Below are 24834 nucleotides of genomic sequence, written 5' to 3' on the forward strand. Positions count from 1 at the left end.
ACCCTGACCCCGCGGCGGCCACCTCGCAGGTCGAAGCCGTGATCGTTGCCTGCCCGTGATCGTTGCGCACGACCGGCCGCCGCCCCGTCGACGGCCGCCCTCCCGCGCGCCCCCTCCCCGCGGCCCCCTCCCCGCGGCCCCCTCCCCGCGGCCCCCTCCCCGCGGTGATCATGGGGGTCTTGCACGGGACACGGGTCGACACGCCGCGCGGGCGTGCCAGAGCCCCATGATCACGGCGGCGCAGCGGCCCCGGGCGGGTCGGGGGCCGCCCGGGGCAGGGGCGGCTCAGGCCGGGGCGGCCGCGCGGTCGGCCGGGCGCGGGAAGCCGCCGACGAGCTGCTCGAAGGCGTGCGCGACCCGCAGGCAGGTGGCGTCCTCGAACCGCCGGCCGACCAGCATCATGCCGACCGGCAACCCGTCCGACAGCCCCGCCGGGACGCTCGTCGCCGGGTGCCCGCTGACGTCGAACGGCGCGCAGTTGACGATCATCTCCAGCCCGCGGGCGATGCGGATCTCGAGCGGGTCGTCCGGCGCGGGGATCTCCGGGGCCACCATCGGCACCGTGGGCAGCACGAGCAGGTCGACGTCGGCCAGCGCCCGGTCGTACTGCCGGCGGACCTCCGCGCCCAGGTTCTGCGCCATCGCGTAGTGCCGGGTGTGCTCCCGCTCGGCCGACCAGCGGCCGGCCAGCGCGACGAGGGTGACCGTGGGCGACCAGCGGTCGGTCACCTCGCGCCGGCGGCGGCCGTAGTGCGCGATGAGCTCGGGGTCGTAGCGCCCCTCCCAGTTCTGGCCGTACCCGTTGCCCTCGATCATCTGCACGGTCGCGCCGTCGGTGGCGATCACGTTCCAGACGTGCAGCGCGTGCCGGTGCCAGGGCAGCTCCAGCTCGACGACGTCGACGCCCAGCTCGCCCAGCCGCCGGGCGGCGGCCCGCACGGTGTCGTCGACGCCGGGCTCGGACAGCTCCGCCCAGCCGAAGCCATCGGTCAGGACCCCGACGCGCAGCCCGCGGACGTCGCCGTCCAGGGCCGCCGCGTAGCCACCCGCCTGCAGGTCGGCCGGCTGCCGGGGGTCGTGCCCGTCGCGCCCGGCGAGGACGTCGAGCATCGTCGCGGCGTCGGCCACCGTGCGGGTCATGGGGCCGAGGTGGTCGAGGGTCAGCTCGATGGGGAACGCGCCGGTGTAGGGCACCAGGCCGTGCGTGGGCTTGTGCCCCACGATCCCGCAGAACGCCGCCGGCATGCGGATCGACCCGCCCTGGTCGCCGCCGATGGCCAGGTCGACCGCGCCCGAGGCGACCAGCGCGGCGCTGCCACTGGAGCTGCCGCCGGTGGTGCGGGTGGGGTCCCACGGGTTGCGGACCGGGCCGGTCACCGACGTGTGGCTGCCGCCGGAGAAGCAGAGGTCCTCGCAGACCGCCTTGCCGGTGATGCGGGCCCCGGCCTCGAGCAGCCGGGTGACGACGGTGGCGTCCTCGGACGGGACGAACCCCTCGACGGTGTGCGACCCGTTCATCATGGGCACGCCGGCGACCGCGACGTTGTCCTTGACCGCGACCGTGCGGCCGGCCAGCGGACCGGAGCCGGCACCCGGGATGTCGGTGGTGACGTACCAGGCGCCGAGCGGGTTGTCGGCGTCGCCCGGCCGGTTGCTGGGCCGGTCCACCGGCGCCTGCCGCTCCAGCGTGGCGTGCAGCTCCTCGACCGCGTCGTAGGAGGACAGCGCGCCGGCCACGAGCGTGGTCCAGGTCGCCACCTCCCCCGGCGGCAGCTCGATCCCGTAACCGGCCGCGAGGGCGGCCACCTCGTTCTCGTCCGGCGGTCGTACGGGCACGGTGGGCCTCCTGGAGCGCGGGAGCCCGACGCTAGCGACCCGCCGCGGCCCGGTCCATCCCGGCAGCGGCCGGCCCCCTCCTCCGCCGTGCGGCCGCCCCCTCCTCCGCCGTGATCATGGGGTTCTTGCCCGCGGACACCCCGGGAGCGGCGCGTCGGCGGGCGAGAAGCCCATGATCACCGCGGGATCACCGCGGGAGGGCCGCGGGGAGGGCCGGGGGGAGGCGCGGTTCGGGGAGGCCCGAGGGAGGCCGGGCGAGGATGGCCGCGCGCTGCCGCCCGGGCGAGGATGGCCGGGTGACCACCACCTCCGACGTCGTCGTCTACGGCGCCACCGGGTTCGTCGGCCGCCTGCTGGCCGCCCACCTGGCCGTGCACGCCCCGTCCGGCACGCGCATAGCGCTGGCCGGGCGCTCCGAGCAGCGGCTCGCCGAGGTCCGGGCCGGGCTGCCGCCGGCCGCGCACGACTGGCCGCTGGTGGTGGCCGACTCCGGCGACCCGGGCTCCGTGGCCGCCATGGCCGCGGGCACCCGGGTGGTGGCGACCACCGTCGGCCCCTACGCGCGGCACGGCCTGCCCGTGGTCGAGGCCTGCGCCCGGGCCGGGACCCACTACGCCGACCTCACCGGCGAGGTCCTCTTCGTCCGGGAGGCGATCGACCGCTTCGACGCGGCGGCCCGGGAGAGCGGAGCCCGCCTCGTGCACGCCTGCGGGTACGACTCGGTGCCCTCGGACCTCTCCGTGCTGCTGCTCGCCCGGCGGGCCGCCGCCGACGGGGCGGGCGGGCTCACCGACGTCCGCCTCGTGGCCACCGCCCGCGGCGGGATCAGCGGCGGCACGGTCGACTCGCTGCGCGGCCAGCTGGAGGCCGTGCGCCGGGACCCGGCCGCGCGCCGGCTGGCGGCCGACCCCCACGCCCTCTCCCCCGACCGGGACGCCGAACCCGCGACCCGCCAGCCCGCGGACGCCGGGCCGCCGGCCCGCACCCGCGACGGCGTCTGGACCGCCCCGTTCGTGATGGCGCCGTTCAACACCCGGGTCGTGCGCCGCAGCAACGCCCTGCAGGACTGGGCGTACGGCCGCGGCCTGCGCTACGGCGAGGCGATGGGCTGCGGGCGCGGCCCGCTCGGCGCGGCCTCCGCGGTGGCCCTCACCACGGGGCTGGCCGCCGGTCTGGCCGCGATGAGCCTGCCGCCCGCCCGCGCGCTGCTGGACCGGGTGCTCCCCGCCCCGGGCAGCGGGCCGGGCGAGCGCACCCGCAGCCGCGGCTGGTTCCGCATGGAGGTGGACGCGCAGACCGAGAGCGGCCGCCGGTACCGGGCGACCGCGGCCGGCCCGGGGGACCCGGGGTACGCCGCCACCGCCGTCATGCTCGGGCAGGCCGTCCTCGCGCTGGCCGGGGACGGGGACCGGCTGCCGGAGCGCGCCGGGTCCCTCACCCCCGCCACCGCGCTCGGCGAGCCGCTGGTGGAGCGGCTGCGCGCCGCCGGGCACACCTACGAGGTCGCCGCGGGCTGATCCAGCCGCAGGGCGAGCAGCGCGACGTCGTCCTCGGCGTCGGGGAGGAACAGCTCGGCGAGCACGCGGTCGCACAGCTCCTCCAGCGGGAGGTGCGCGTGCGCCCGCAGCGCCCCGACCAGCTCGGCGGTGCCGGTGTCCAGGTCGCGGTCGCGCCGCTCCACCAGCCCGTCGGTGTGCAGCAGGAGGGTGCTGCCCGGGGGCAGATCGCTGACCCGCTCGGTGCGCGGGGTGGCCGGGTCGACCCCGAGCAGCAGGTCGGCCGGCCGCCCCCCGAGCACCTGCACCCGGCCGCCGGGCGCTACCAGCAGCGGCGGCGGGTGGCCGGCGCTCGACCAGCGCAGCCGGGCGGGGACGCCGTCCGGGTCGCCGTCGCCGGATTCCAGCCGGGCGACCAGGGCGGTCGCCAGCGCCTGGAGCTCCAGGCCCTCGACGGCGCGGTCCAGCTGGGTCAGCACCTGCGCGGGTGACCCGCCGCCGGCGTAGCTGATGCCGCGGAGCAGGCCGCGCAGCTGCCCCATCGCGGCCGCGGCGCGGCTGTCGTGGCCGGCGACGTCGCCGATGGCCAGCACCGTGGACCCGCCGGGCTCGAGGAAGGCGTCGTACCAGTCCCCGCCGATCTCGGCCCCGGCGGCCGCGGGCACGTAGCGCACGACGATCGAGCAGTGCCGGGGCTGCGGCGGCGCGGTGAGCATGCTGTGCTGCAGCGCACCGGCCAGCTCGCGCTGCTGGCCGTGCAGGCGGGCGTGGTGCAGGGAGAGCCCGGCGCGCCGGCCGATCTCGGCCGCGGTCTGCACCTGCGCGTCGGTGAGCGGTCCGCGGCCGTCGGCGGAGAACAGGCCCAGCGCACCCAGCGTCTGCCCCCGCGCCGTCAGCGGGACGATGACCCCGGACGCGAGGCCGAGCCGGACGGCCAGCTCCCGCGTCGCCGGGTCGGGCAGGGCCCGCTCCAGGCGCTCGGCGCTGATCCGCGGCAGCCGCAGCGGCCGGCCGGTGCTGGTGACCACGCGGGCGGCCGCCTGCTCGGTCATGCCGACGACCATCTGCCGGACGTAGCGCTCCAGCTCGGCGCGCAGCTGCGGGTCGCGGTGCGCCGACGCCAGCTCGTGGTGCCGGCCCTGCTCGTCGGTGACGACCAGCCAGCACCAGTCCCCGAGCGCGGGGACGACGAGGTCGGCCAGCTGCCGCACCTGCGCGGTGACCTCCAGGCTGCCGGAGAGCACCCGGCCGGCGTCGGCCAGCAGCTGCAGCCGCGCGGTGGCCTCCCGCATCGCGGCGACCGCCTCGCCGCGGGCCGCGTCGGCGTGCAGCCGCGAGGAGGTCAGCGCGATCTGCGCGGCGAGCGCCTCGAGCAGCTCGACGTCCTCGGCGCGGAAGGCGTGGTCGGTGTGCCAGACGACGACGAAGGAGCCGATCAGCCGCCCGCCCACCCGCAGCGGGAGGGCGGCCAGGGCGCGGATGCCGAGCAACGCCTGCACCCGGCCCATCGCCGGGAAGCGCGCCGCGGCGGCCGCGGGGTCGGGGAACAGGAGCGGCTCCCCGTGCCGGGCCACCCACTGGGTGGGCAGCTCGTCGTCCAGCGGCACCTCCAGCCCGCCCTCCGGCAGGTGGAGGTCGGCCGCGCTGGCCACCTCGTCCACGAGGCGGCGGGACAGGTGCGCGTACAGCCGGCCGTCGCGCGGGTCGACGACGGCGAGGCCGACGGCGTCCGCCCCGACCACCTCCGCGCCCCGCAGGGCGATCTCGGCCAGCTCGGCCATGCGGGTGCCGTGCGCGAGCTGCGCGGCGACCTCGGCCACGGCGGCCGCCCGGCGGACGGCGGAGAGCTGCTGCTCGGCCTGGTCGCGGGCGTCGGTGACGTCCACGACCGTGCCCAGGATGCGGTCGGGCCCGCCGTCCGGGCCGGTGAGCACGCGGCCGCGGCTGATCGTCCAGCGCAGCCCGCCGTCGGCGCGCAGCACGCGCAGCTCGACCGTGTACTGCGCTCGGGCGGCCACCGCCGCGCCCATGGCCTCGGCGGCGCGCTCCTGGTCCTCGGGGTGCACGTGCTCGGCGAAGAGCCGGTCCAGGGGCAGCCGCGTGGCGTCGTCCAGGCCGAAGATCGCCGCGCAGCGGGCGTCCCAGTCGATGTGCCCGGCCCGCAGGTCGACCTCCCAGATGCCGACCGACCCGGCCTCCAGGGCGACGTCGAGGCGGGTGAGCGAGGCGTCGACGGCCGCGCGGACCGCCGGCAGCTCGAGCTCGGCGACCACGGAACCGGCGAGCGCCGCGAGCAGCGCGGGGTCGTCGTCCGCCCAGGCGCGCGGGACGGCGTCGTGCACCGACAGCGCCCCCACCGCGTCGCCCGCGGCAGTGGACAGGGGGACTCCGAGGTAGGCGCCCAGCCGGCCGGACCGCACACCGGGCAGACCCGCCGCCACCGGGTCGGTGGCGGCGTCGGCCACGACCAGCGGCGCGCCGCGACGCACCGTCTCCACCGCCAGGGGGCCGGTCAGCTGCGCGGGGCCGCCGGCCGTCTCCGGCGACAGGCCGTACCCACCGACGACCACCGGCCGGTCGGTGACCAGCGTGATCGTCGCCCGCGCGGCACCGAGCAGCCGCGCGGCCAGCCCGGCCAGCCGGTCCGCGGCGACCGGGTCGGGCCCCTCAGCCAGCAGCCGGCGGGCCGCGGCGACACGACCGGGGTCGCCGCGGACGCCCGGCTGCTCGGCCGGCGTCGCGGGGAGCATGGCCCCTCCTCGGCGGTCGTGCGGGACACGGGTGCTCCGCGTCGCCGCCATGCTGGCACGAGGAGGGCCCCCGGATCGTGACCGCCACCACGACCGTACGTCCCCCGGACGGGTGGGACCCGACCCCTGCGGCGTGCCGCGGCGGCCGGCCCGTGCCGATGGAGGGGCATGGCCGCCCCCTCCGCCGCCACGCTGCCGGACTGCCGTCCGCTCCTGGCCGACCCCGACGACCTGACGCTGGTCTTCCAGCCCGTCGTCGACCTGGCCGGTGCCCGGGTCGCCGGGTACGAGGCGCTGTCCCGCTTCCCCGGGACGGCCGGGCCGGACGTGTGGTTCGCCGCCGCCGCCGACCTCGGGCTGGCCGCCGAGCTGGAGGCGCTGGCGATCGCCAAGGCCCTGGCCGCGGTGCCGCGGCTGCCCGAGGACACCTTCCTGACGGTCAACGTCAGCCCGCACCTGCTCGGCAGCGGCCCGGTGCAGGACGCGCTCGACCGGCGCCGCGACCTGTCGTGCGTCGTCATCGAGCTGACCGAGCACGCCCCCGCCGGGGACCTGGACCTGGTGCGCTGCCTGTCCGACCAGCTGCGGGCGCGCGGTGCCCTGGTCGCCCTGGACGACGCGGGCGCCGGGTACGCCGGGCTGCAGGCGATGACGGTGCTGCGGCCCCAGCTGGTCAAGCTGGACCGGGCGCTGGTCTCCGGCGTGGACACCGACCCGGTGCGCAGCGCGCTGGCCGAGCTGGTCGGCGAGTTCGCCGGCCGCATCGACGCCTGGCTGCTGGCCGAGGGCGTGGAGACAGCCGGCGAGCTGGCCACCTTCGCCCGGCTCGGCGTCCCGCTCGCGCAGGGCTGGCTGCTGGGCCGGCCGGCCCCCGGGTTCGCCCCGCTCGCACCCGAGGTGACCCGGCTGGTGCGGGCCCAGGTCGAGCGCGGCCGGCGCACCGACAGCGTGGCCGGCCTGGTGCGCCCGATCCGCCGCTGCGACGCCGGGGAGCCGGCCGGCGCCCCACCGGCCGTGCTGCTCGGCCGGCTGGGCGAGCCGGTGGGCCTGCTGCTGGCCGACCCGCGGACCGGGGAGACCTACACCGCGCCGGTCAGCCTGCGGGTGCACCCCTCCGCCGGCGTCCCGGAGGTGCTGCACCGGGCGCTCACCCGCCCGCCCGCGCACCGGTTCGAGCCCGTGCTGTGCACCGACCCGACCGGCGCCGTCGTCGGCCTGCTGCGCGTCGAGGACCTCGCCGCCGCGCGCCCCTGAGCCCCGGCCGCCCGCCCGGGCGGCCGGCCCACCCCCACACCCGGGAGACCCACGCCATGAAGACCTTCGCCTGCGGGGACGTCGTCCCCGGCTGCAGCGCCCGTTTCACCGCCGGGGACGCCGAGGGCATCCTCGCCCAGGTGGCCGGCCACGCCCGCGACGACCACGGCGTGACCGAGGTGGGCCCGGACCTCGTCGCCGCCGTGCGGGCGCACATCCACCCGGTCTGAGCGAGCGGAGTGGGTCCGTGGGCGTGACGCCCACGGACCCACTCCACTCACGCCGACGCGTCGGTGAGCCGCTGCCGCTGCTCGTCGGTGAGCCGCAGGTCGAGCACCGGCAGCAGGTCGGCGAGCTGCTCCACCGAGCGCGCGCTGGCGATCGGCGCCACGACCGTCGGCTGCTCGGCCAGCCAGCGCAGGGCGACCGCGGCCATCGTCGTCCCGGTCTCGCCGGCGACGCCCTCCAGCGCGGCGAGCACCCGGTCGCCGTGCTCCCCCACGTAGGCCGACGCCTTCGGCGCGCGCGGCGAGTCGACCCGCTCCCCCGCCCGGTACTTGCCGGTCAGGAAACCCTTGGCCAGGGAGAAGTAGGGCAGCACGCCCATGCCCTGGGCGGCGACGACGTCGCGCAGCTCGGTCTCGTAGGCGGGCCGCTCCACCAGGTTGTAGTGCGGCTGCAGCGCCACGTACCCGCGCACGCCGAGCCGGTCGGCGGTCTCGCGCGCCTCGACCAGGCGCTTGGCGGAGTAGTTGGACGCCGCGGCGTGACGGACCTTGCCGGCCTGCACCAGCTCGTCCATCGCCCGGAGGGTCTCCTCCAGCGGCGTGCTCTCGTCGTCGTAGTGGGCGTAGTAGAGGTCGATGCGGTCGGTCCGCAGGTTGCGCAGCGAGCGCTCGGCGGCCGCCCGGATCTCCGGCGCCGACAGCGGGTGCTCCTTGCGGCCCGGCGAGGCCTTGGTGGCCACGACGACGCGGTCGCGCATCGACCGCTCGGCCATCCAGCCGCCGAGGATCTGCTCGGAGCGGCCGTCGCCGTACATCTCCGCGGTGTCCACGAACGGGGCCAGCGTGCCGGGGGTGGCGTCCTCGTAGCGGTCCAGCAGGGCGAACGAGGTCGCCTCGTCGGCGGTCCAGCCGAAGACGTTCGCCCCCAGGCACAGGTCGCTGACGGTCAGGTCGGTCCCGGGGATCTGCGGCATGCCCCCAAGCTATGCCGGGCGGCCGCCGCACGCCGTCCCGGCGGGTGGGGCCGCTGGTGCGCGGGGGACCCGCCCGCCCCCCTCGGTGGCGGGAGCCCGGGTCGGCATGGCACCGTGCCCTGCGATCCGCACCGCGGTATCCGCCGAGGTCCGGACGCCGGACCACCACACCACACCCACAAACGGGAGGACGACATGAACAAGGCCGAACTGGTCTCCGCCATCGCCAAGCGCGCCGACGTGCCCGCCTCGACCGTCGACTCGGTGCTCGCCGGGCTGCAGGACGAGCTCGTCGAGGCCATCACCCGCGGCGAGAAGGTCGCCGTCTCGGGCCTGCTGACCGTCGAGCGCACCCAGCGCTCGGCCCGGACCGGTCGCAACCCGCAGACCGGCGAGTCGATCGAGATCCCCGCCGCCAACACCGTCAAGGTGACCGCCGGCTCGAACCTGAAGAAGGCCGCCAGCAACGTCCCGGTCTGACCGGAGGGGCCGGGCGGCGTCCCGGTGCGCCCGCCGGTCGGGCGGGCCCGCGCCGTCGGGCGGCACCCCGTGTGGCCTGACCCACAGCGTCGTGGGTCAGGATGCGCGGGAGGCCGCCGCCCGACGGGGGACGGCGGCGGGGAGGGAGGACGCGTGACGACCGAGCTGAAGGTGGACACCGACCCCGCCGAGGTGGGCTTCGACCCCGCCCGGCTGGAGCGCCTGGACCGGCGGCTGGCCCGCTTCGTCGACGAGGGGCGGATGCCCGGCTCCCTCGTCACGGTGGCCCGCCACGGCCGGCTGGCGCACCTGAGCGCGTACGGCGCCCGCGACGTCGAGCGCGGCCTGCCGGTGGAGCCCGGCACCCGCTGGCGCATCTACTCCATGACCAAGCCGATCACCTCGGTCGCGGCGATGATGCTGTACGAGGAGGGCGCCTTCCAGCTCTCCGACCCCATCGCCCGGTGGCTGCCGGAGTTCGCCGACACCCGGGTGTACGTGGCCGGCTCGGCGCAGAAGCCGGTCACCGCCCCGCAGACCGAGCCGATCCGGGTGTGGCACCTGCTGACCCACACCTCCGGGCTCACCTACGGCTTCCACCACGCCCACCCCTGCGACGCGATGTACCGGGCCGCGGGGCACGAGTGGGGCACCCCGCCGGGCGCCGACTCCGCCGAGGTGTGCCGGCAGTGGGCGGCCGTCCCGCTGGTCTTCCAGCCCGGGTCGGAGTGGAACTACGGCGTCTCCACCGACGTCCTGGGCCGGCTGGTCGAGGTGGTCTCCGGCCAGCCCCTGGACGAGTTCTTCGAACAGCGCATCTTCCGGCCGCTGGGCATGACCGACACGTCCTTCGGGCTGCGGCCGGGGGACGACGTCGACACCCTGGCCCGGCTCTACACCGCCGTCCCCGGGCAGCCCGGGGGCCCGCCGACGACCTACGCGCCGCTGGACACCATGGGCGCCACCGCGCACGCCAAGCCGGCGTTCCTCTCCGGCGGCGGCGGCCTGGTCTCCACCGCCGGGGACTACCTGCGCTTCGTCGAGCTGCTGCGCCGCGGCGGCTCCTACGACGGCGGGCGGCTGCTCGGCCCCCGCACCATCGCGCTGATGACCCGCAACCACCTGCCGGGCGACGCCGACCTGGAGACCTTCGGCCGGCCGCTGTTCGCCGAGACCCCGCTGCGGGGCGTCGGCTTCGGCCTCGGGTTCTCGATGGTGGTCGACCCGGTGCGCTACGGGGTCCTCTCCAACGTCGGCGACTACAGCTGGGGCGGGGCGGCGTCCACGGCCTTCTACGTCGACCCGGTCGAGGACGTCACGGTCACCTTCTTCACCCAGCTGCTGCCCTCGAGCACGCTGCCGATCCGCAACTACCTGCGCCAGCTGGTCAACCAGGCCCTGGTCGACTGAGGGAGGCCCCCGGCACCCCCGCCACCCCCGGCACAGGAGGCTCTTCCCACGTCCAGCGGCTCAGGACGTGGGAAGAGCTTCCTGCGCCCCCGGCGCGCAGCGCGTCTGCCCCCAGCGCGCGCGGCGCGTCAGACGTAGCGGCGGGAGACCGTCGTGGCCACCATCGCCGGCTTGGACCCGCCCTCGACCTCGACGGTCACCGTGGCCACCATCTGCACCCCGCCGTCGAACGGCGTCGCCGAGTCCAGCGTCGCCCCGGCCCGCACCCGGCTGCCCACCGGCACCGGCGCCGGGAAGCGGACCTTCTCCAGGCCGTAGTTGACACCCATCCGGAACCCGGTGGTCTCCATGATCTGCGGCATGAGCATCGGCAGCAGCGACAGCGTCAGGTAGCCGTGCGCCACCGGGCCGCCGAACGGGCTCTCCCGCCGGGCCCGCTCCGGGTCGACGTGGATCCACTGGTGGTCGCCGGTGGCCTCGGCGAACCGGTCGACCCGCTCCTGGGTGATCTCCAGCCACTCGCTGTGCCCCAGGTGCTGCCCGACCAGCTCCTGCACGCCCTCGACGCCGTCGGCGGTCGTCTGCGCCATGTCCGTCCTCCCTCGTCCCGGTCTGGTTGGCTGACTCCACCACACCGGTGAGGACGGGGGGACGGCGTGCTGCGGATCGGCGGTCTCGACGTGCCCGACGGCGACCTCGTCGTCATGGCGATCGTCAACCGCACCCCCGACTCGTTCTACGACCGCGGGGCCACCTACGAGCTCGCCCGGGCCGTGGAGCGCGTCGACCGGGTGGTCGCCGAGGGCGCGGACATGGTGGACGTCGGCGGGGTCAAGGCCGCCCCCGGCGAGCACGTGGACGCCGCCGAGGAGATCCGCCGCACGGTCGACCTGGTGGCGGCGATCCGGGCGGCGCACCCGGCGCTGCCGATCTCGATCGACACCTGGCGCGCGGAGGTGGCGCGGGAGGCGCTCGCGGCGGGTGCGGACGTCGTCAACGACGCCTGGGGCGGGGTGGACCCGGAGCTCGCCGCCGTGGCCGCGGCGGCCGGCGCGGGGATCGTGTGCACCCACGCCGGCGGGCTGCCGCCCCGCACGCGGCCGCACCGGGTGACCTACGACGACGTGGTGGCCGACGTGGTGGCGCGGACGACGGCGCTGGCCGGGGCCGCGGTGGCCGCCGGCGTGGACCCCGACCGGGTGCTGGTCGACCCCGGCCACGACTTCGGCAAGAACACCCGGCACTCGCTGGAGGCGACCCGGCGCCTGGACGAGCTGGTCGCCACCGGCTGGCCGGTGCTGGTCGCGCTGTCGAACAAGGACTTCGTCGGCGAGACCCTCGACGTCCCGCTGGAGGAGCGGCTCACCGGCACCCTGGCCGCGACCGCGGTGAGCGCCTGGCTGGGCGCCCGGGTGTTCCGCGCGCACGACGTGGCGCCGACCCGGCAGACGCTGGACATGGTCGCCTCGATCCGCGGCGACCGCCCGCCCGCCCGCACCACCCGCGGCCTGGCCTGAGCGAGAACCCGTTCCCCCGGCGCCGCGGCCGGTCTAGCGTCGCCCCCGTCCGCCAGGTGGGGCAGGTGCTCGTGCGGTGCAGGAGGTGTTCCCGTGACCGGACGCGTCGTCCACTTCGAGATCCCCTTCGACGACGGGGATCGTGCGCGGGCCTTCTACAAGGAGGCCTTCGGCTGGCAGCTGCAGTCCTACCCCGGCATGGACTACACCCTGGTGACGACCGGGCCGACCGGGGACGCGGGCCCCGCCGAGCCGGGCTTCGTCAACGGGGGGATGCTGCCGCGGCCGGAGAGCGTCGCCGGCACCCCGGTCGTCGTCGTCGACGTGGAGAGCATCGACGTCGCGCTCGAGCGCATCGGCGAGCTCGGCGGGGAGACCGTGCTCGGCAAGCAGCCGGTGGGCGACATGGGGTGGAGCGCCTACGTGCGGGACCCGGAGGGCAACGTCGTCGGCCTGTGGGAGACCGCCGCCGGGACGTGAGCACCGCCGGTCACCCGATTCCCGGGCACGGGCCCTGGATAGGTTGCCGCGCATGGCCGCCACCGGGTTCCACACCGCCGACGAGCTCAACGCCCTCCTGCCCGGGACCCTCCCCGGGCTGCTGGGGCTGGTCATCGACACCCACGAGCCGGGCCGGCTGACCGCGCACGTCGACGTCCGCCCGGAGCTGCTCGCGCCCAACGGTTACCTGCACGCCGCGACCGTGGTGGGGCTGGCCGACACCGCCTGCGGGCTGGCCACCCGGGCGCTGCTGCCGGAGGGCTCCAGCGGCTTCACCACGATCGAGCTCAAGACCAACTACCTCGGCACGGTCCGCGAGGGCCGGATCGCCACGGTCGCGACCAACGCCCACGCCGGGCGGACGACGCAGGTCTGGGACGCCGTCGTGACCGCCGAGGCCACCGGGAAGACGCTCGGGCTGTTCCGCTGCACCCAGTCCGTGCTCTGGCCCCGGTGACCCGTTCCGGTACCCACGGGTAACCCACCTGTGACGGGAGCCACCGGGGATGTGAGACTGGCGACACACCCGAGACCCGAGGAGCACGACCCGTGGCCCTGGCCAGCCTGTACCCCGACATCGAGATCCCCGACCTGTCGGTCCCCGCGTACGTCCTGTCCGCCGGCAGCGCGAACCCGGACGCGCCCGCGCTGGTGGACGGGCTGAAGGGCGACACCATCACCCACGGCCAGCTGGCCGCCTACGTCGACCGGGTGGCCGCGGCGCTGCACGCCCGCGGGCTGCGCAAGGGCGACGTCGTCGCCGTCTTCTGCCCGAACACCCCGTGGTTCCCCGTGGTCTTCCACGGCATCGCGGCCGCCGGCTGCGTGATGAGCCCGATCAACTCGCTGTACACGCCCGACGAGATCGCCTTCCAGCTGCGCGACTCCGGCGCGAAGGTGCTCGTCACCGTCTCGCCGTTCCTGGACCGGGCGCTGGCCGCGGTCGAGAAGGCCCCGGTGGACGAGGTCGTCGTCATGGACGGCGCCGAGGGCCACGCGTCGCTGCTGGACCTGCTCGGCAGCGACGCACCGTCGGCCCAGGTCGACATCGACCCGGCGAACGACCTGGTGACGCTGCCCTACTCCAGCGGCACGACCGGCCTGCCCAAGGGCGTCATGCTGACCCACCGCAACCTGGTGGCCAACGTCGCCCAGTGCAAGCCGCTGATCGACCTCGGCGCGGACGAGCGGATCATCGCCGTCCTGCCGTTCTTCCACATCTACGGCCTCACCGTCCTGATGAACCAGGGCCTGGCCTGGGGCGGCGCGGTCGTGACGCTGCCGCGCTTCGACCTGGAGGACTTCCTCCGCACCATCCAGGACCACAGGATCACCCGGGCGTTCGTGGCGCCGCCGATCCTGCTCGCGCTGGCCAAGCACCCCCTGGTCGACTCCTACGACCTGTCGTCGCTGCGCTCGATCACCTCCGGCGCCGCCCCGCTGGACGAGCAGCTGGCCCTCGCCGCCGAGCGGCGGCTGCGCAAGGGCGCCGGCACCGGCGTCACCGTGGCGCAGGGCTACGGCATGACCGAGCTGTCGCCGGTCTCGCACACCACGCCGGACGAGGGCAAGGAGCCGGCCGGCGTCACCTCCGCGGTGCCGAAGGGCTCGGTGGGCTACGCCGTCCCGAACACCGAGTGCCGGCTGGTCGACCCCGAGACCGGGCAGGACGCCGCCGCCGGCGAGCGCGGCGAGCTGTGGGTCCGCGGGCCGCAGGTCATGAAGGGCTACCTGAACAACCCGGAGGCCACCGCGAACACCCTCGACCCCGAGGGCTGGCTGCGCACCGGGGACGTCGCCGTCGTCGACGAGGACGGCCGCTACACGGTGGTCGACCGGGTCAAGGAGCTGATCAAGTACAAGGGCTACCAGGTCGCCCCCGCCGAGCTCGAGGCCGTGCTGCTGGGCCACCCGGAGATCGCCGACGCCGCGGTCATCGGCGTCCCGGATAAGGAGAGCGGCGAGGAGCTGCCGAAGGCCTTCGTGGTCCGCACGCCCGGCTCGGAGGTCACCGAGCAGGCGGTCATGGAGTACATGGCCGGCAAGGTGGCCCCGCACAAGAAGATCCGCTTCGTCGAGTTCATCGACCAGGTGCCGAAGTCGGCGGCGGGCAAGATCCTGCGCAAGGACCTCAAGGCCCGCGCCTGACCTACCCGGGGCCGGCCGGTGCGTCCGGCCGGCCCCGCGGCCGAAGCTCCCCCGCGAGTTCGGCGGGGGCACGGGCGGCCCCCGTGCAGGGTCCCGCCGCGAGCCTGCGAGCGGTGGGGGGGCACGGGCGGCCCCCGTGCAGGGTCCCGCCGCGAGCCTGCGAGCGGTGGGGGGGCACGGGCGGCCCCCGTGCAGGGTCCCGCCGCGAGCCTGCGAGCGGTGGGGGGCACGGGCGGCCCCCGTGCAGGGTCCCGCCGCGAGCCTGCGAGCGGTGGGGGGCACGGGGGTCCTCTTAAGGTCGGGGCATGCGTGCGGTGACCTTCTCCGAGCCCGGCGGCCCCGACGTCCTCGTGTGGGGGGAGGCGCCCGACCCGGTGCCGGGGCCCGGTGAGGTACTGGTGGACGTGGTGGCCACGGCGGTCAACCGGGCCGACCTGCTGCAGCGGGCGGGCAACTACCCGCCACCCCCCGGGGCCAGCGACGTCCTGGGCCTGGAGTGCAGCGGGGTGGTCAGCGAGGTCGGCGAGGGGGTCACCGGCTGGTCGGTCGGCGACGAGGTGTGCGCCCTGCTGTCGGGCGGCGGGTACGCCGAGCGCGTCGCCGTCCCGGCCGGCCAGCTGCTGCCGCGCCCGGCCGGGGTGGAGCTGGCGACCGCGGCGGCGCTGCCCGAGGTGGTGTGCACGGTGTGGTCCAACGTGTTCATGCTCGCCGGGCTGCGCCGGGGTGACTGCTTCCTGGTGCACGGCGGCTCGAGCGGCATCGGCACGATGGCCGTCCAGCTGGCCGCCCGGGCCGGCGCCCGGGTGTTCACCACCGCCGGGACGCCGGCCAAGCTCGACGTCTGCCGGGAGCTGGGCGCCGAGGTCGGCATCAACTACCGCGAGGAGGACTTCGTCGAGCGGGTCCGCGAGGAGACCGACGGCGCGGGGGTGGACGTCGTCCTCGACAACATGGGCGCCAAGTACCTGGCCCGCAACGTCGACGCGCTGGCGGCCGGCGGCCGGCTGGTGTGCATCGGGATGCAGGGCGGGACGAAGGCCGAGCTGGACCTCGGCACGCTCATGCGCAAGCGGGGCACCATCCACGCCACGACGCTGCGCGGGCGGCCGGCGACCGGCCCCGGCAGCAAGGCCGAGGTCGTGGCGGCGGTGCTGCACGACGTGTGGCCCGACGTCGAGCGGGGCGTCGTCCGGCCGATCGTGGACCGGCGGCTGCCGATGTCCCGCGCCGCCGAGGCGCACCGGGTGGTCGACGCCAGCGAGCACGTCGGCAAGGTGCTGCTGCTGACGGACGGCTGAGGACCTCCCGGCACGGGCGCGTACCGGAACGAGCTCACCCGCGGCGAGGCGTTTCAGAGGGGGGCTCGGAGCCGATGGACGCCGTGTCGCGGGGGGACCTGGGCCGGAGCCACGCGGCCGGTCCCCCGTTCCGGATGGCGCCATGCCACGGGAGGACAGCACCTTGGACGTGAGCGAACGGGTCACCTGGGAGGACTGCCCGGTCTGCCGGCGGGTCGCGGCCGTCGGCTGGTCCAGCGCTCGACCCGTCGAGTTCGACTGCCCCAACGGCTGCAGCCCGAGCGCGGAGCAGATACGCACCCTCGCGGGACGGCAGGGCCGGGCACCGCGCGAGTGGTCGCCCCACCCGTAGGGCCGAGGCCCCGGCGCGACCCGGGGCAGCCCGCCCGCGGGCTCACCTCGGCCGCAGCGCCGCCACCGCGTCGACGAGGTAGCCGACCTCCTCCGCGGTGTTGTAGTGCATGAGGCCCAGCTGGACCGCGCCGCCCTGCTCGTTCACGCCGAGGGCGTCGAACAGCTCCCGGGCCGCGAAGTCGCCGTCCCACGCGCAGATGCCGCGGCGGGCCAGCTCGGCGGCGGCCTGGCGGGCGCGCATGCCCTCGACGGTGAACGACGCCGTGGGCGTGCGCCGCGGCGCCTCCCCGAGGACGTGCACGTGCCGCATCGCCCGCAGCGCCTCGTCCAGCCAGGCGAACAGCTCCCCCTCGTAGGCGGCGACCGCGGCCATCGAGGTGCGCAGCCGCTCCCGCCGGGAGCCGGTGGCGCCGTCGGCGAGCCCGGCCAGGTGCTCGACCGCCGCGGTGACGCCGGCGAGCAGCTCGAACGGGAGGCCGCCGGTCTCGAACCGTTCCGGCACCCGGTCCGGGTCGGGCAGCAGCCTGTCGGGCTGCAGCTCCTCCAGCAGGCCGGGGTCGGCCACCAGCGCCGCCACGCGCGGGCCGCACCACCGGTCGGCCGAGACGGTCAGCGAGTCGGCGCCCAGCACGGCGCGGTCCAGCAGCGCGTGCGGCGCGGCGTGGACGGCGTCGACGTGCACCAGCGCGCCGACCTGGCGCGCCCGGGCGGCGATCGCCGGCACGTCCGGGCAGGTGCCGAGGGCGTCGCTGGCCGCGGTGACGGCCACCAGGCGGGTGCGCTCGGTCAGCAGGTCGTCGTACTGCCAGTCGGGCAGCTCCCCGGTCTCGATGTCCACCTCCGCCCAGCGCACGGTGGCCCCGCGCTCGGCGGCCATCTGCACCCAGGGCCGGATGTTCGCGTCGTGGTCGAGCCGGCTGACCACGACCTCGTCGCCGCGGCGCCAGGTGCGGGCGACCGCCCGGGCGAAGGTGTAGGTCAGCGCGGTGGGGTTCGGGCCGAGCACCACGCCCCCGGGCGCCCCGCCGACCAGGTCGGCGACCGCCGCGCGCGCGGCCGAGACCAGCCCCTCGGCGCGCCCGGAGGCGGGGAAGACACCGCCCCGGCCGGCGACCGGCACCCGCATCGCCGAGCTCACCGCGTGCACGACGCTCTCCGGCAGCAGGGCGCCGGCCGCGCCGTCGGCGTGCACGAACCCGTCGGAGAGCCCCGGGAAGAGACCGCGGACGCGGGCGACGTCCAGCCGTGCCTCCCCCCACGCCATGGGTGGAACCGTAGACGCTGGGCGGCCGCCGGGCTCGGGTGCGCAGGGGCCGCGTTCGCGGGCCGACCGGGCGGGGCAGGATGGGTGCATGACCGCACCGGGAAACGGCAGTGATCGCCCTCAGCAGGTCGTCGTCGTCGGCCCCGACGGCCGGCCGGTCGGCACGATGCCGATGTCGCAGGCGCCGGGCGGGGACGTCGAGCCGGGCGAGGGCGCCGGGGCCGTCGGCGACATGGTCGAGCAGCCCGCGAAGGTCATGCGGATCGGTACGATGATCAAGCAGCTGCTCGAGGAGGTCCGCGCGGCGCCGCTGGACGACGCCAGCCGCCAGCGGCTGCGCGACATCCACGCCTCCTCGATCCGCGAGCTCGAGCAGGGCCTGGCCCCGGAGCTGCGCGACGAGCTGGAGCGGATCACGTTGCCCTTCAGCGAGGACCAGACCCCGTCGGACGCCGAGCTGCGCATCGCCCAGGCCCAGCTGGTGGGCTGGCTCGAGGGCGTCTTCCACGGCATCCAGACCGCGCTGTTCGCCCAGCAGATGGCCGCCCGGGCGCAGCTGGAGGAGATGCGCCGGCGGGCGCTGCCGGGTGGCTCGCAGCCACCGCAGCAACCCGACCTGCGCCCCGGCGGCGGCCAGTACCTGTGAGCGGGGAGGGCCGGTGCCAGCAGGGGACGAGGCGGTCCGCGCGTCCGACGCCGAGCGCGAGGAGACGGTGCGCCAGCTGCAGCGGGGCCTGACCCAGGGGCGGCTGACGGTCGACGAGTTCGACGAGCGGGTGCGGGCCGCCTACGCGGCCCGCACCCGCGGCGACCTCGCCGAGCTCACCGCCGACCTGCCGCGGAGTCTGTGGTGAGCCCCGCGGTGGTGGCGCCGGTCAGCCCGTCGACGCGCCCCTCGGGGACGGCCGCGGGCAGGGCGCGGGTGCCCTCCTCGGTCTCCTCCCCGACCTCCGGCTGACCGTCGCCCGCGGCGTCCCGGGCGCTCTCGACCTGCTGGGCCCCGGGGGCCTGCTGCGCCCCGGCGGCCTGCTCGAAGAAGCGCAGCAGCTCGACCGGGAACGGCATGACCAGGGTGCTGTTCTTCTCCGACGCGACGTCGGCGACGGTCTGCAGCAGCCGCAGCTGCAGGGCGCCGGGGGTGGCGCTCATGGCGTCGGCGGCCTGGGCGAGCTTGCTGGAGGCCTGCAGCTCGCCGTCCGCGGAGATGACGCGGGCCCGCCGGTCGCGCTCGGCCTCGGCCTGCCGCGACATGGACCGCCGCATGCCCTCGGGCAGCGAGATGTCCTTGACCTCGACCCGGTCGATCTTGATGCCCCAGTCCTCGGTGGGGGTGTCGATGACCGCGCGCAGCTCGGCGTTGATCGCCTCCCGGTCCGACAGGAGGGTGTCGAGGTCCGCCCGGCCGATCACCGACCGCAGCGAGGTCTGGGAGACCTGCGAGGTGGCGATCATGTAGTTCTCGACGTTGATGACCGCCTTCACGGGGTCGACCACGCGGAAGTAGACGACGGCGTCCACGCCGATGGTCACGTTGTCCCGGGTGATCGTGCCCTGCGAGGGCACGTCGAGGACCAGGGTCTGCACGGGCACCTTGGTCATCTGGTCGACGAACGGGATCAGCAGCCGCAGCCCCGGCTCCCGGACGCCCTCCAGCAACCGGCCGAAGCGGAGCACCACCCCGCGCTGGTACTGCTGCACCATCCGGACGCTCGCGCCCAGGACGACGAGTGCGACGACGGCCACGACCGCCAGCACGATGAGGGCGACATCCATGGCCGGCCTCCTCCCGGCCGGCGCGGCGTCGTCAGGACGTTCCCACGGCACCTGGAGCGCCGGCCCGTCCACCACCATCCTCCCAGGTCGCGGGGCGGGCTGCCACGACGGTCAGGGGGTCCGGGGGAGGTGCACCGGGCGCCGTCGGCGAGCCGTCCCCCGGACCCCGTGACCACGTCGCGCGGGTGTCAGACGGTGAAGCGGCGGACGGCGTCCCGCAGGTCACCGCTCATGCGGGCCAGCTCCTCGGCCGCCCGCTGCGCGTCCTCCACCCGGGCGTTGGTCTCCTGGGTGCCGGCGGCCAGCCCGGTGATCGCCGCGGCGATCTGCCGCGACCCGGTGGCGGCCTCGGCCACGTTGCGGTTCATCTCGTCGGTGGTGGCGGTCTGCTCCTCGACGGCCGCGGCGATCGTCGCCTGGAAGTCGTTGATCTCCCCGATCACGGTGCTGATCTGCCGGATGGCCTCGACCGCCCCGGCGGTGTCGCCCTGGATGGTCTCGACCCGCCGCGAGATGTCCTCGGTCGCCCGGGCGGTCTCCTGCGCGAGCTCCTTGACCTCGCTGGCGACCACCGCGAAGCCCTTCCCGGCCTCGCCGGCACGCGCCGCCTCGATGGTGGCGTTGAGCGCGAGCAGGTTGGTCTGCTCGGCGATGCCGTTGATCAGCTTCACCACGGTGGCGATCTCCTGCGAGGAGTCGCCGAGCTTGCCGACGGTCCGGGTGGTGCTCTCGGCGACCCCGACCGCCTGACCGGCCACCCGGGCGGCCTCCGTCGCGTTGCGGGAGATCTCGCGGATCGCGGACTCCATCTGCGTGGAGCCGGCCGCCACGGTGTCGACGCTGGCGGCCACCTCGCCGGAGGAGGCGACGACGACGTCGGCCTGGCCGGCCGCGGTGCGGGCGTTGTCCGCGATCGCGCCGGAGGCGGCGCTCAGCTCCGCCGACGCGTCGTTCAGCCGCCGGGAGGAGTCGTGCACCAGCGTGAGGACGCCGCCGAGCGCGTCGAGGGTGTCGTCCAGCGAGCGCGCCATCTCCCCCAGCTCCGCGCCGCCGGTGCGGCCGGCCCGGACGGTGAGGTCACCGGCGGCGACCCGGCCGAGGACCTCCCGGATGCGCTGCACGGGACGGGTCACGCCGCGGGCGACGAGGGAGGCCAGCGCGACGGAGACCACGAGCCCGAGCGCGATGATCACCAGGGTGAGGGTGCGCGCCGCGGTGTAGGCGTCCTCGGCGTCCGCCGCGGTGCCGACCGCCTGCGCGCTCGCCGCGGCCGTGGCCGCGGCGATCGACCCGCTGATCACGGCCTCCTGCTCGGTGAGCTGGGCGACCATGCCGCGGAGCTGGTCCGGGGTGCTGGTGCCCCGCGCGGCGACCATCTGCCCGAGCACCGCCAGGTAGGACTCGACGGCGGGCTGGAAGCGGTCGAAGGCCTCCCGGGCGTCGGCCGAGAGCGGCATCGCCGCCACCGCGGCGGTCTGCTCGGTCAGCCGCGCCCCCACCGCCGCGGCGTTCTGCTGCGACGTGGCGAGCGACTCGGGGGGCAGGGTGGGGATGTTCGCGCGAGCGGTGTGCGCCATCAGCTCCCACCAGTCGGCCTGCAGCTGCCGCAGCCCGTCGAGCGGGACGGCGCCCTCGGTGTGGACGCGCTCGGCCTGCGCGCTCAGCGCCGACATCCGCTGGATGCCGAACAGGCCGACGCCCAGGGTGGTCAGGGCGACGACGAGGACCGCGCCCAGGAGCCGGGTGCGCAGGCCCCAGCGGCTGCCGGTGGCGTCCTCGGCCGGGTCGCGGCGGGCGGGCGTCCGGGTGTGCTCCATGGGTGCGGCTGCCTTCCGGGGCTGGGCGGGGGTGCACAGCACACTTCGGCAGCGCGCGCGGGCTGTTGAGCCGGGACGGCCGCCTCCGGGCTCACCGCTGCCGTAGAAGGACCCTGTCCTCCCCACCCCTCGCCCCGCTCGGGGCGGTGCCCTGGACGAAGGCCGTGGTGAGCCAGGAGTCCCGGGGATCAGGTCAGCTGGTCATCGGAGGCGGGGAGGACCCGGTGGACCCCGGGGCGGGGATCAGAGGGCGGCGAGGAAGGCCGCGACGCCGTCGTCCTCGTTGGTGCCGGTGACGTCGGTGGCCGCGGCCAGCAGGTCGGGGTGGGCGTGCGCCATGGCCACCGCCCGCCCGCCGCCCTCCCGCACCCAGTCGAAGGCGGCGAGGTCGTTGGGCATGTCCCCGAAGACGACGACGTCCTCCGGGCCCACGCCGTGCTGCGCGGCGACCTTGGCCAGCCCGGTGGCCTTGGTGACCCCGCGCGCCGAGATCTCCGCCAGGGCGTCCTCCGAGGAGTGGGTCACCGTGGCCCGGTCGCCGACCACGGCCTCGACCAGGGCCACGAACTCGTCGCGCCCCAGGGACTCGTGGCGGGCCAGCAGCTTGGCCACCGGCGCGGCGACCATCTCCTCCAGCGTCGCCACCGCCACGCCGGGGGCGTCGACGTCCCAGCGCGGCTGGTAGACCGGCTCGTGGCGGAACTCCAGGCCGTACTCGACGGCGAACCAGGTGTCCGGCTGCTGCCGGCGGAGCTCGGCGGTGACCTCCTGGAGGACGTCGGGCGCGAGCGGGTCCTCGTCGACGACCTCGAACGCCGCCAGGTCCAGCAGGACGGCGCCGTTGCAGCAGACCGCGGTGCCGTGCCCCAGCACCTCCCGGATGCGGGTCATCCACCGCGGCGGGCGGCCGGTGGCCAGGACGACCGGCACCCCCTCGGCGCGCCAGCGCGCGAGCTCGGCGACGGTGGTGTCGCTGACCGTGTCGTCCCAGCGCAGGAGCGTGCCGTCCATGTCGCTGGCGATGAGCCGGGGCCTCCAGTCAGACACCGGGCCGCCTCCCGTCGAGCAGCAGGGCCTCCAGGTAGCGGGCCACCCCGTCGGCGTCGTGGCCGCCGGTGACCTCCTCCGTGGCCGCCCGGACGGCGGGGTGCGCGTTGGCCACCGCCACCGCGCGTCCGCCGGCGTCCCGGACCGCCTCGAGCATCGGCAGGTCGTTGGGCATGTCGCCGAACACGAGCACGTCGCCGAAGCCGACCCCGTAGCGCTCCAGGGCGATGGCCAGGCCGGAGGCCTTGGTGACGCCGACCGGCAGGACCTCGATGAACCCGAGGCCGGCGTGGGTCAGCTCGGCGTCGGCCGGGTCGACGACCTCCCGGGCGCGGGCGAGCAGCTCGTCCTGGCCGATCGAGGGCGAGCGCAGGAAGACCTTGAGCACGGCGCCCTGCGGCAGCACCTGGTGCCGGGGCAGCAGGTGCGCGGGCTCGGGGTAGGGCCAGTTGAAGCCGTGCTGGACGCGCAGCGCGGTGTGCACCTCGGCCTGCTCGGCGGCGTCCTCGACCGCGACCACCAGCTCGCCGGCGACCGCCTCGATGCGCGCGATCACCGCCATGGCCTCGTCCCGGGGCAGCCCGACGGTGCGCAGCACCTCGTCGCGCTCGAGGTCGACGACGAACCCGCCCTGGGCGAGGACGGCGATGCCCCGCCCGTCGAGCGCGGCCCGCACGCTGTCGAGCAGCCGGGGCCCGCGACCGGTCACGCCGACGACCGGGACGCCGGCGTCCCAGCAGGCGTCCAGGGCCGCCCGGGTGCGCGGGCTGACCACGCCGTCGGAGCTCAGCAGGGTGCCGTCGAGGTCGCTGGCCACCAGTTTCGGCCGCCAGTCCCCCAGGTCGCCGAGCTCCACCACCCGGTCGGCGTCCGGGGAGGGGACGTGCCCGGACAGGACGGCCCGGGGCGCGGTGTCGCTCATGCCGCCGGGGGCACGGGTGCGGCCAGCGCCATGCCGGGGGTCAGCACCTCGGCGCCGCCGAGCCAGGGACGCAGCGCCGCCGGGACGTGCACCGAGCCGTCGGCCCGCTGGTGCACCTCGAGCAGGCAGGCGATGGTGCGGGCGATGGCGCAGAGGGTGCCGTTGAGGGTGGCGGCGGTCTGGTTGCGCCCGTCGGCGTCCTTGTAGCGGATGTTCAGCCGCCGGGCCTGGAAGGTGGTGCAGTCCGAGGTGCTGGTCAGCTCCCGGTAGGCGCCCTGGGAGGGGAACCAGGCCTCGATGTCGTACTTGCGTGCCGCGCTGGTGCCCAGGTCGCCGGCGGCGATGTCCACCACCCGGTAGGGCAGCTCGAGGGCCCGGAGGAACTCCTCTTCCCAGGCCAGCAGCCGCAGGTGCTCGGCGGCGGCCTCCTCGGGGCGGCAGAAGCTGAACATCTCGACCTTGTCGAACCAGTGGACGCGGATGATGCCGCGGGTGTCCTTGCCGTAGGAGCCGGCCTCGCGGCGGAAGCAGGACGACCAGCCGGCGTAGCGGCGCGGGCTCGACAGGTCGAGCACCTCGCCGGCGTGCATCCCGGCCAGCGCCACCTCCGAGGTCCCGACCAGGTACAGGTCGTCCCGCTCGATCCGGTACACCTCCTCGTCGTGCTCGCCGAGGAACCCGGTGCCCTCCATGGCCTCGGGCTTGACCAGGGCCGGTGCGACGACGGGCGTGAAGCCGGCCGCGACCGCGCGGGTGATCGCCAGCTGGGCCAGCGCGAACTCCAGCAGCGCGCCGGGCCCGGTGAGGAAGTAGAACCGGGCGCCGGAGACCTTGGCCCCGCGCTCGGTGTCGATGGCCCCGAGCGCCTCGCCGATCTGCAGGTGGTCGCGGACCTCGAAGTCGTACCCCGGCACCTCGCCCACGGTGCGCAGGGTGACCGCGTCGTCCTCGCCGCCGGGCGGGACGCCGTCGTGGACGACGTTGGGCAGCCGCAGGTGCGCCGCGCGCAGGGCCGCGTCGGCGGCGCGCAGGGCCTCCTCGGCCTCCTTGACCTCGGCGGCCAGCGCGCGGGCCCGCTCGAGCACCGCGGGCCGCTCCTCGGGCGCGGCCTTCTTCACCGCCTGGGACGCCGCCTTCTGCTGGGCGCGCAGCTCGTCGGCGTGGCGGACGGCGTCGCGGCGCGCGGCGTCGGCGGCGAGCAGCTCGTCGACCCGGGACTCGTCGGCCCCGCGGGCACGCTGGCTGGCCGTCACGAGGTCGGGGTGCTCGCGCACGAGCCGCAGGTCGATCACCCCCCGATCGTAGGTGGGCGACGCCCGGTCACCGCCCGGCCGCCCCGACCCCTCCCCGGGGCCCGGGGGCACCCGCGGAGCCGGGGCACGGCTCATCCCCGCGGGACGACGCCCCACCCGGGTGGGCGCGGGGACGCTGGCGGCACGTCGAGGGGAGGCGCCATGAGCCAGCAGCAACCCGTGAGCGGGCCGAGGAACGGGGACCGGGCTGCCGGCCTCCGGATCAGCTGGGCGATGATCGGCGGACTGGCCGGCGGGGGGGCGCTGCTGGCCTTCGTGCTGCAGAACCGCCAGGACGTGACGACGACGTGGCTCTTCTGGAGCTTCACCTGGCCGCTGTGGCTGTACACCATCGTGGTCGCGGTGCTCGGCTCCCTCGTCTGGATCGCCGCGGGCATCCTGCGCCGGCACCGCCGCCGGGTGGCCCGGCGCGCGACCCGCAGGGGCGAGGCCCCCTCCGGCTGAGCGGTTGCG

23 protein-coding genes are annotated in these 24834 nt (G+C 76.2%); 13 read left to right on the top strand and 10 right to left on the bottom strand.

Annotated features, from left to right (window positions below; translation table 11 throughout):
• Positions 1–285 precede the first annotated feature (285 nt).
• Positions 286–1836, bottom strand: coding sequence for an amidase (locus tag D0Z06_RS11280; RefSeq protein ID WP_117377480.1), 1551 nt, complete (start codon positions 1834–1836; stop codon positions 286–288).
• A gap of 296 nt (positions 1837–2132) precedes the next feature.
• On the opposite strand from D0Z06_RS11280, the gene D0Z06_RS11285 reads away from it, so the two are divergent.
• On the top strand, positions 2133–3353 hold the full coding sequence (locus tag D0Z06_RS11285; RefSeq protein WP_233517604.1) for a saccharopine dehydrogenase family protein: 1221 nt from the start codon (positions 2133–2135) through the stop codon (positions 3351–3353).
• Here D0Z06_RS11285 and D0Z06_RS11290 read toward each other — a convergent pair.
• On the bottom strand, positions 3332–6082 hold the full coding sequence (locus D0Z06_RS11290) for a SpoIIE family protein phosphatase (RefSeq protein ID WP_117377482.1): 2751 nt from the start codon (positions 6080–6082) through the stop codon (positions 3332–3334). The genes D0Z06_RS11285 and D0Z06_RS11290 overlap by 22 nt on opposite strands.
• Positions 6083–6250: 168 nt before the next feature.
• On the opposite strand from D0Z06_RS11290, the gene D0Z06_RS11295 reads away from it, so the two are divergent.
• Positions 6251–7336, top strand: a complete 1086-nt coding sequence (locus tag D0Z06_RS11295; protein WP_117377483.1) for an EAL domain-containing protein — start codon at positions 6251–6253, stop codon at positions 7334–7336.
• Positions 7337–7392: 56 nt separating this feature from the next.
• Complete coding sequence (locus D0Z06_RS11300; protein ID WP_117377484.1) at positions 7393–7566, top strand: DUF1059 domain-containing protein; 174 nt, start codon at positions 7393–7395, stop codon at positions 7564–7566.
• 47 nt (positions 7567–7613) lie between these two features.
• Here D0Z06_RS11300 and D0Z06_RS11305 read toward each other — a convergent pair whose 3' ends face one another.
• Positions 7614–8537 carry an aldo/keto reductase gene (locus D0Z06_RS11305; RefSeq protein WP_117377485.1) on the bottom strand — a complete coding sequence of 308 codons (924 nt, stop codon included), beginning with the start codon at positions 8535–8537 and terminating at the stop codon, positions 7614–7616.
• 195 nt (positions 8538–8732) lie between these two features.
• On the opposite strand from D0Z06_RS11305, the gene D0Z06_RS11310 reads away from it, so the two are divergent.
• A complete protein-coding gene (locus tag D0Z06_RS11310) occupies positions 8733–9017 on the top strand; it encodes an HU family DNA-binding protein (RefSeq protein WP_117377486.1) in 285 nt (94 codons plus the stop codon).
• A 153-nt stretch (positions 9018–9170) separates the two neighbouring features.
• Positions 9171–10427 (top strand): serine hydrolase domain-containing protein, encoded by a 1257-nt coding sequence (locus tag D0Z06_RS11315; protein ID WP_117377487.1) that lies wholly within the window; start codon positions 9171–9173, stop codon positions 10425–10427.
• Positions 10428–10555: 128 nt separating this feature from the next.
• Here D0Z06_RS11315 and D0Z06_RS11320 read toward each other — a convergent pair whose 3' ends face one another.
• Complete coding sequence (locus tag D0Z06_RS11320; RefSeq protein ID WP_117377488.1) at positions 10556–11017, bottom strand: MaoC family dehydratase; 462 nt, start codon at positions 11015–11017, stop codon at positions 10556–10558.
• A gap of 66 nt (positions 11018–11083) precedes the next feature.
• On the opposite strand from D0Z06_RS11320, the gene folP reads away from it, so the two are divergent.
• From folP to D0Z06_RS11345, 5 genes are all read left to right on the top strand, one after another.
• Positions 11084–11944, top strand: coding sequence for a dihydropteroate synthase (gene folP, locus D0Z06_RS11325; protein WP_117377489.1), 861 nt, complete (start codon positions 11084–11086; stop codon positions 11942–11944).
• 93 nt (positions 11945–12037) lie between these two features.
• A complete protein-coding gene (locus D0Z06_RS11330) occupies positions 12038–12424 on the top strand; it encodes a VOC family protein (protein WP_117377490.1) in 387 nt (128 codons plus the stop codon).
• A 52-nt stretch (positions 12425–12476) separates the two neighbouring features.
• Positions 12477–12902 carry a PaaI family thioesterase gene (locus D0Z06_RS11335; protein WP_117377491.1) on the top strand — a complete coding sequence of 142 codons (426 nt, stop codon included), beginning with the start codon at positions 12477–12479 and terminating at the stop codon, positions 12900–12902.
• Positions 12903–12994: 92 nt separating this feature from the next.
• On the top strand, positions 12995–14593 hold the full coding sequence (locus D0Z06_RS11340; protein ID WP_117377492.1) for a 4-coumarate--CoA ligase family protein: 1599 nt from the start codon (positions 12995–12997) through the stop codon (positions 14591–14593).
• Between the two features lie 305 nt (positions 14594–14898).
• Positions 14899–15891, top strand: a complete 993-nt coding sequence (locus tag D0Z06_RS11345) for an NAD(P)H-quinone oxidoreductase (RefSeq protein ID WP_117377493.1) — start codon at positions 14899–14901, stop codon at positions 15889–15891.
• 394 nt (positions 15892–16285) lie between these two features.
• Here the strand turns inward: D0Z06_RS11345 and D0Z06_RS11350 are convergent, their stop codons facing one another.
• Positions 16286–17509 (bottom strand): cysteine desulfurase-like protein, encoded by a 1224-nt coding sequence (locus tag D0Z06_RS11350; protein WP_117377494.1) that lies wholly within the window; start codon positions 17507–17509, stop codon positions 16286–16288.
• A gap of 88 nt (positions 17510–17597) precedes the next feature.
• Between D0Z06_RS11350 and D0Z06_RS11355 the strand changes: the two genes are divergently transcribed.
• Complete coding sequence (locus D0Z06_RS11355) at positions 17598–18155, top strand: bacterial proteasome activator family protein (RefSeq protein ID WP_117377495.1); 558 nt, start codon at positions 17598–17600, stop codon at positions 18153–18155.
• A gap of 13 nt (positions 18156–18168) precedes the next feature.
• Complete coding sequence (locus D0Z06_RS11360; protein ID WP_117377496.1) at positions 18169–18363, top strand: DUF1707 SHOCT-like domain-containing protein; 195 nt, start codon at positions 18169–18171, stop codon at positions 18361–18363.
• Here D0Z06_RS11360 and D0Z06_RS11365 read toward each other — a convergent pair.
• The 5 genes from D0Z06_RS11365 to serS form a co-directional block, all read right to left on the bottom strand.
• A complete protein-coding gene (locus D0Z06_RS11365) occupies positions 18332–19282 on the bottom strand; it encodes a slipin family protein (protein WP_117377497.1) in 951 nt (316 codons plus the stop codon). The genes D0Z06_RS11360 and D0Z06_RS11365 overlap by 32 nt on opposite strands.
• A 188-nt stretch (positions 19283–19470) precedes the next feature.
• Positions 19471–21099 (bottom strand): HAMP domain-containing methyl-accepting chemotaxis protein, encoded by a 1629-nt coding sequence (locus tag D0Z06_RS11370; RefSeq protein ID WP_117377498.1) that lies wholly within the window; start codon positions 21097–21099, stop codon positions 19471–19473.
• Positions 21100–21342: 243 nt separating this feature from the next.
• Positions 21343–22146, bottom strand: a complete 804-nt coding sequence (locus tag D0Z06_RS11375) for an HAD family hydrolase (RefSeq protein ID WP_117377499.1) — start codon at positions 22144–22146, stop codon at positions 21343–21345.
• Positions 22139–23068: an HAD family hydrolase gene (locus tag D0Z06_RS11380; RefSeq protein ID WP_117377500.1), complete on the bottom strand. Its 930-nt coding sequence runs from the start codon at positions 23066–23068 to the stop codon at positions 22139–22141. The genes D0Z06_RS11375 and D0Z06_RS11380 overlap by 8 nt, the downstream gene beginning before the upstream one ends.
• On the bottom strand, positions 23065–24360 hold the full coding sequence (gene serS / locus D0Z06_RS11385) for a serine--tRNA ligase (protein WP_117377501.1): 1296 nt from the start codon (positions 24358–24360) through the stop codon (positions 23065–23067). Before serS ends, D0Z06_RS11380 begins: the two co-directional genes overlap by 4 nt.
• 162 nt (positions 24361–24522) lie before the next feature.
• Between serS and D0Z06_RS11390 the strand changes: the two genes are divergently transcribed.
• Complete coding sequence (locus D0Z06_RS11390) at positions 24523–24825, top strand: lipopolysaccharide assembly protein LapA domain-containing protein (protein WP_117377502.1); 303 nt, start codon at positions 24523–24525, stop codon at positions 24823–24825.
• Positions 24826–24834 lie beyond the last annotated feature (9 nt).

It is taken from the genome of Geodermatophilus marinus (assembly GCF_003428645.1).
In the GTDB taxonomy this organism is placed as follows: Bacteria; Actinomycetota; Actinomycetes; order Mycobacteriales; family Geodermatophilaceae; genus Geodermatophilus.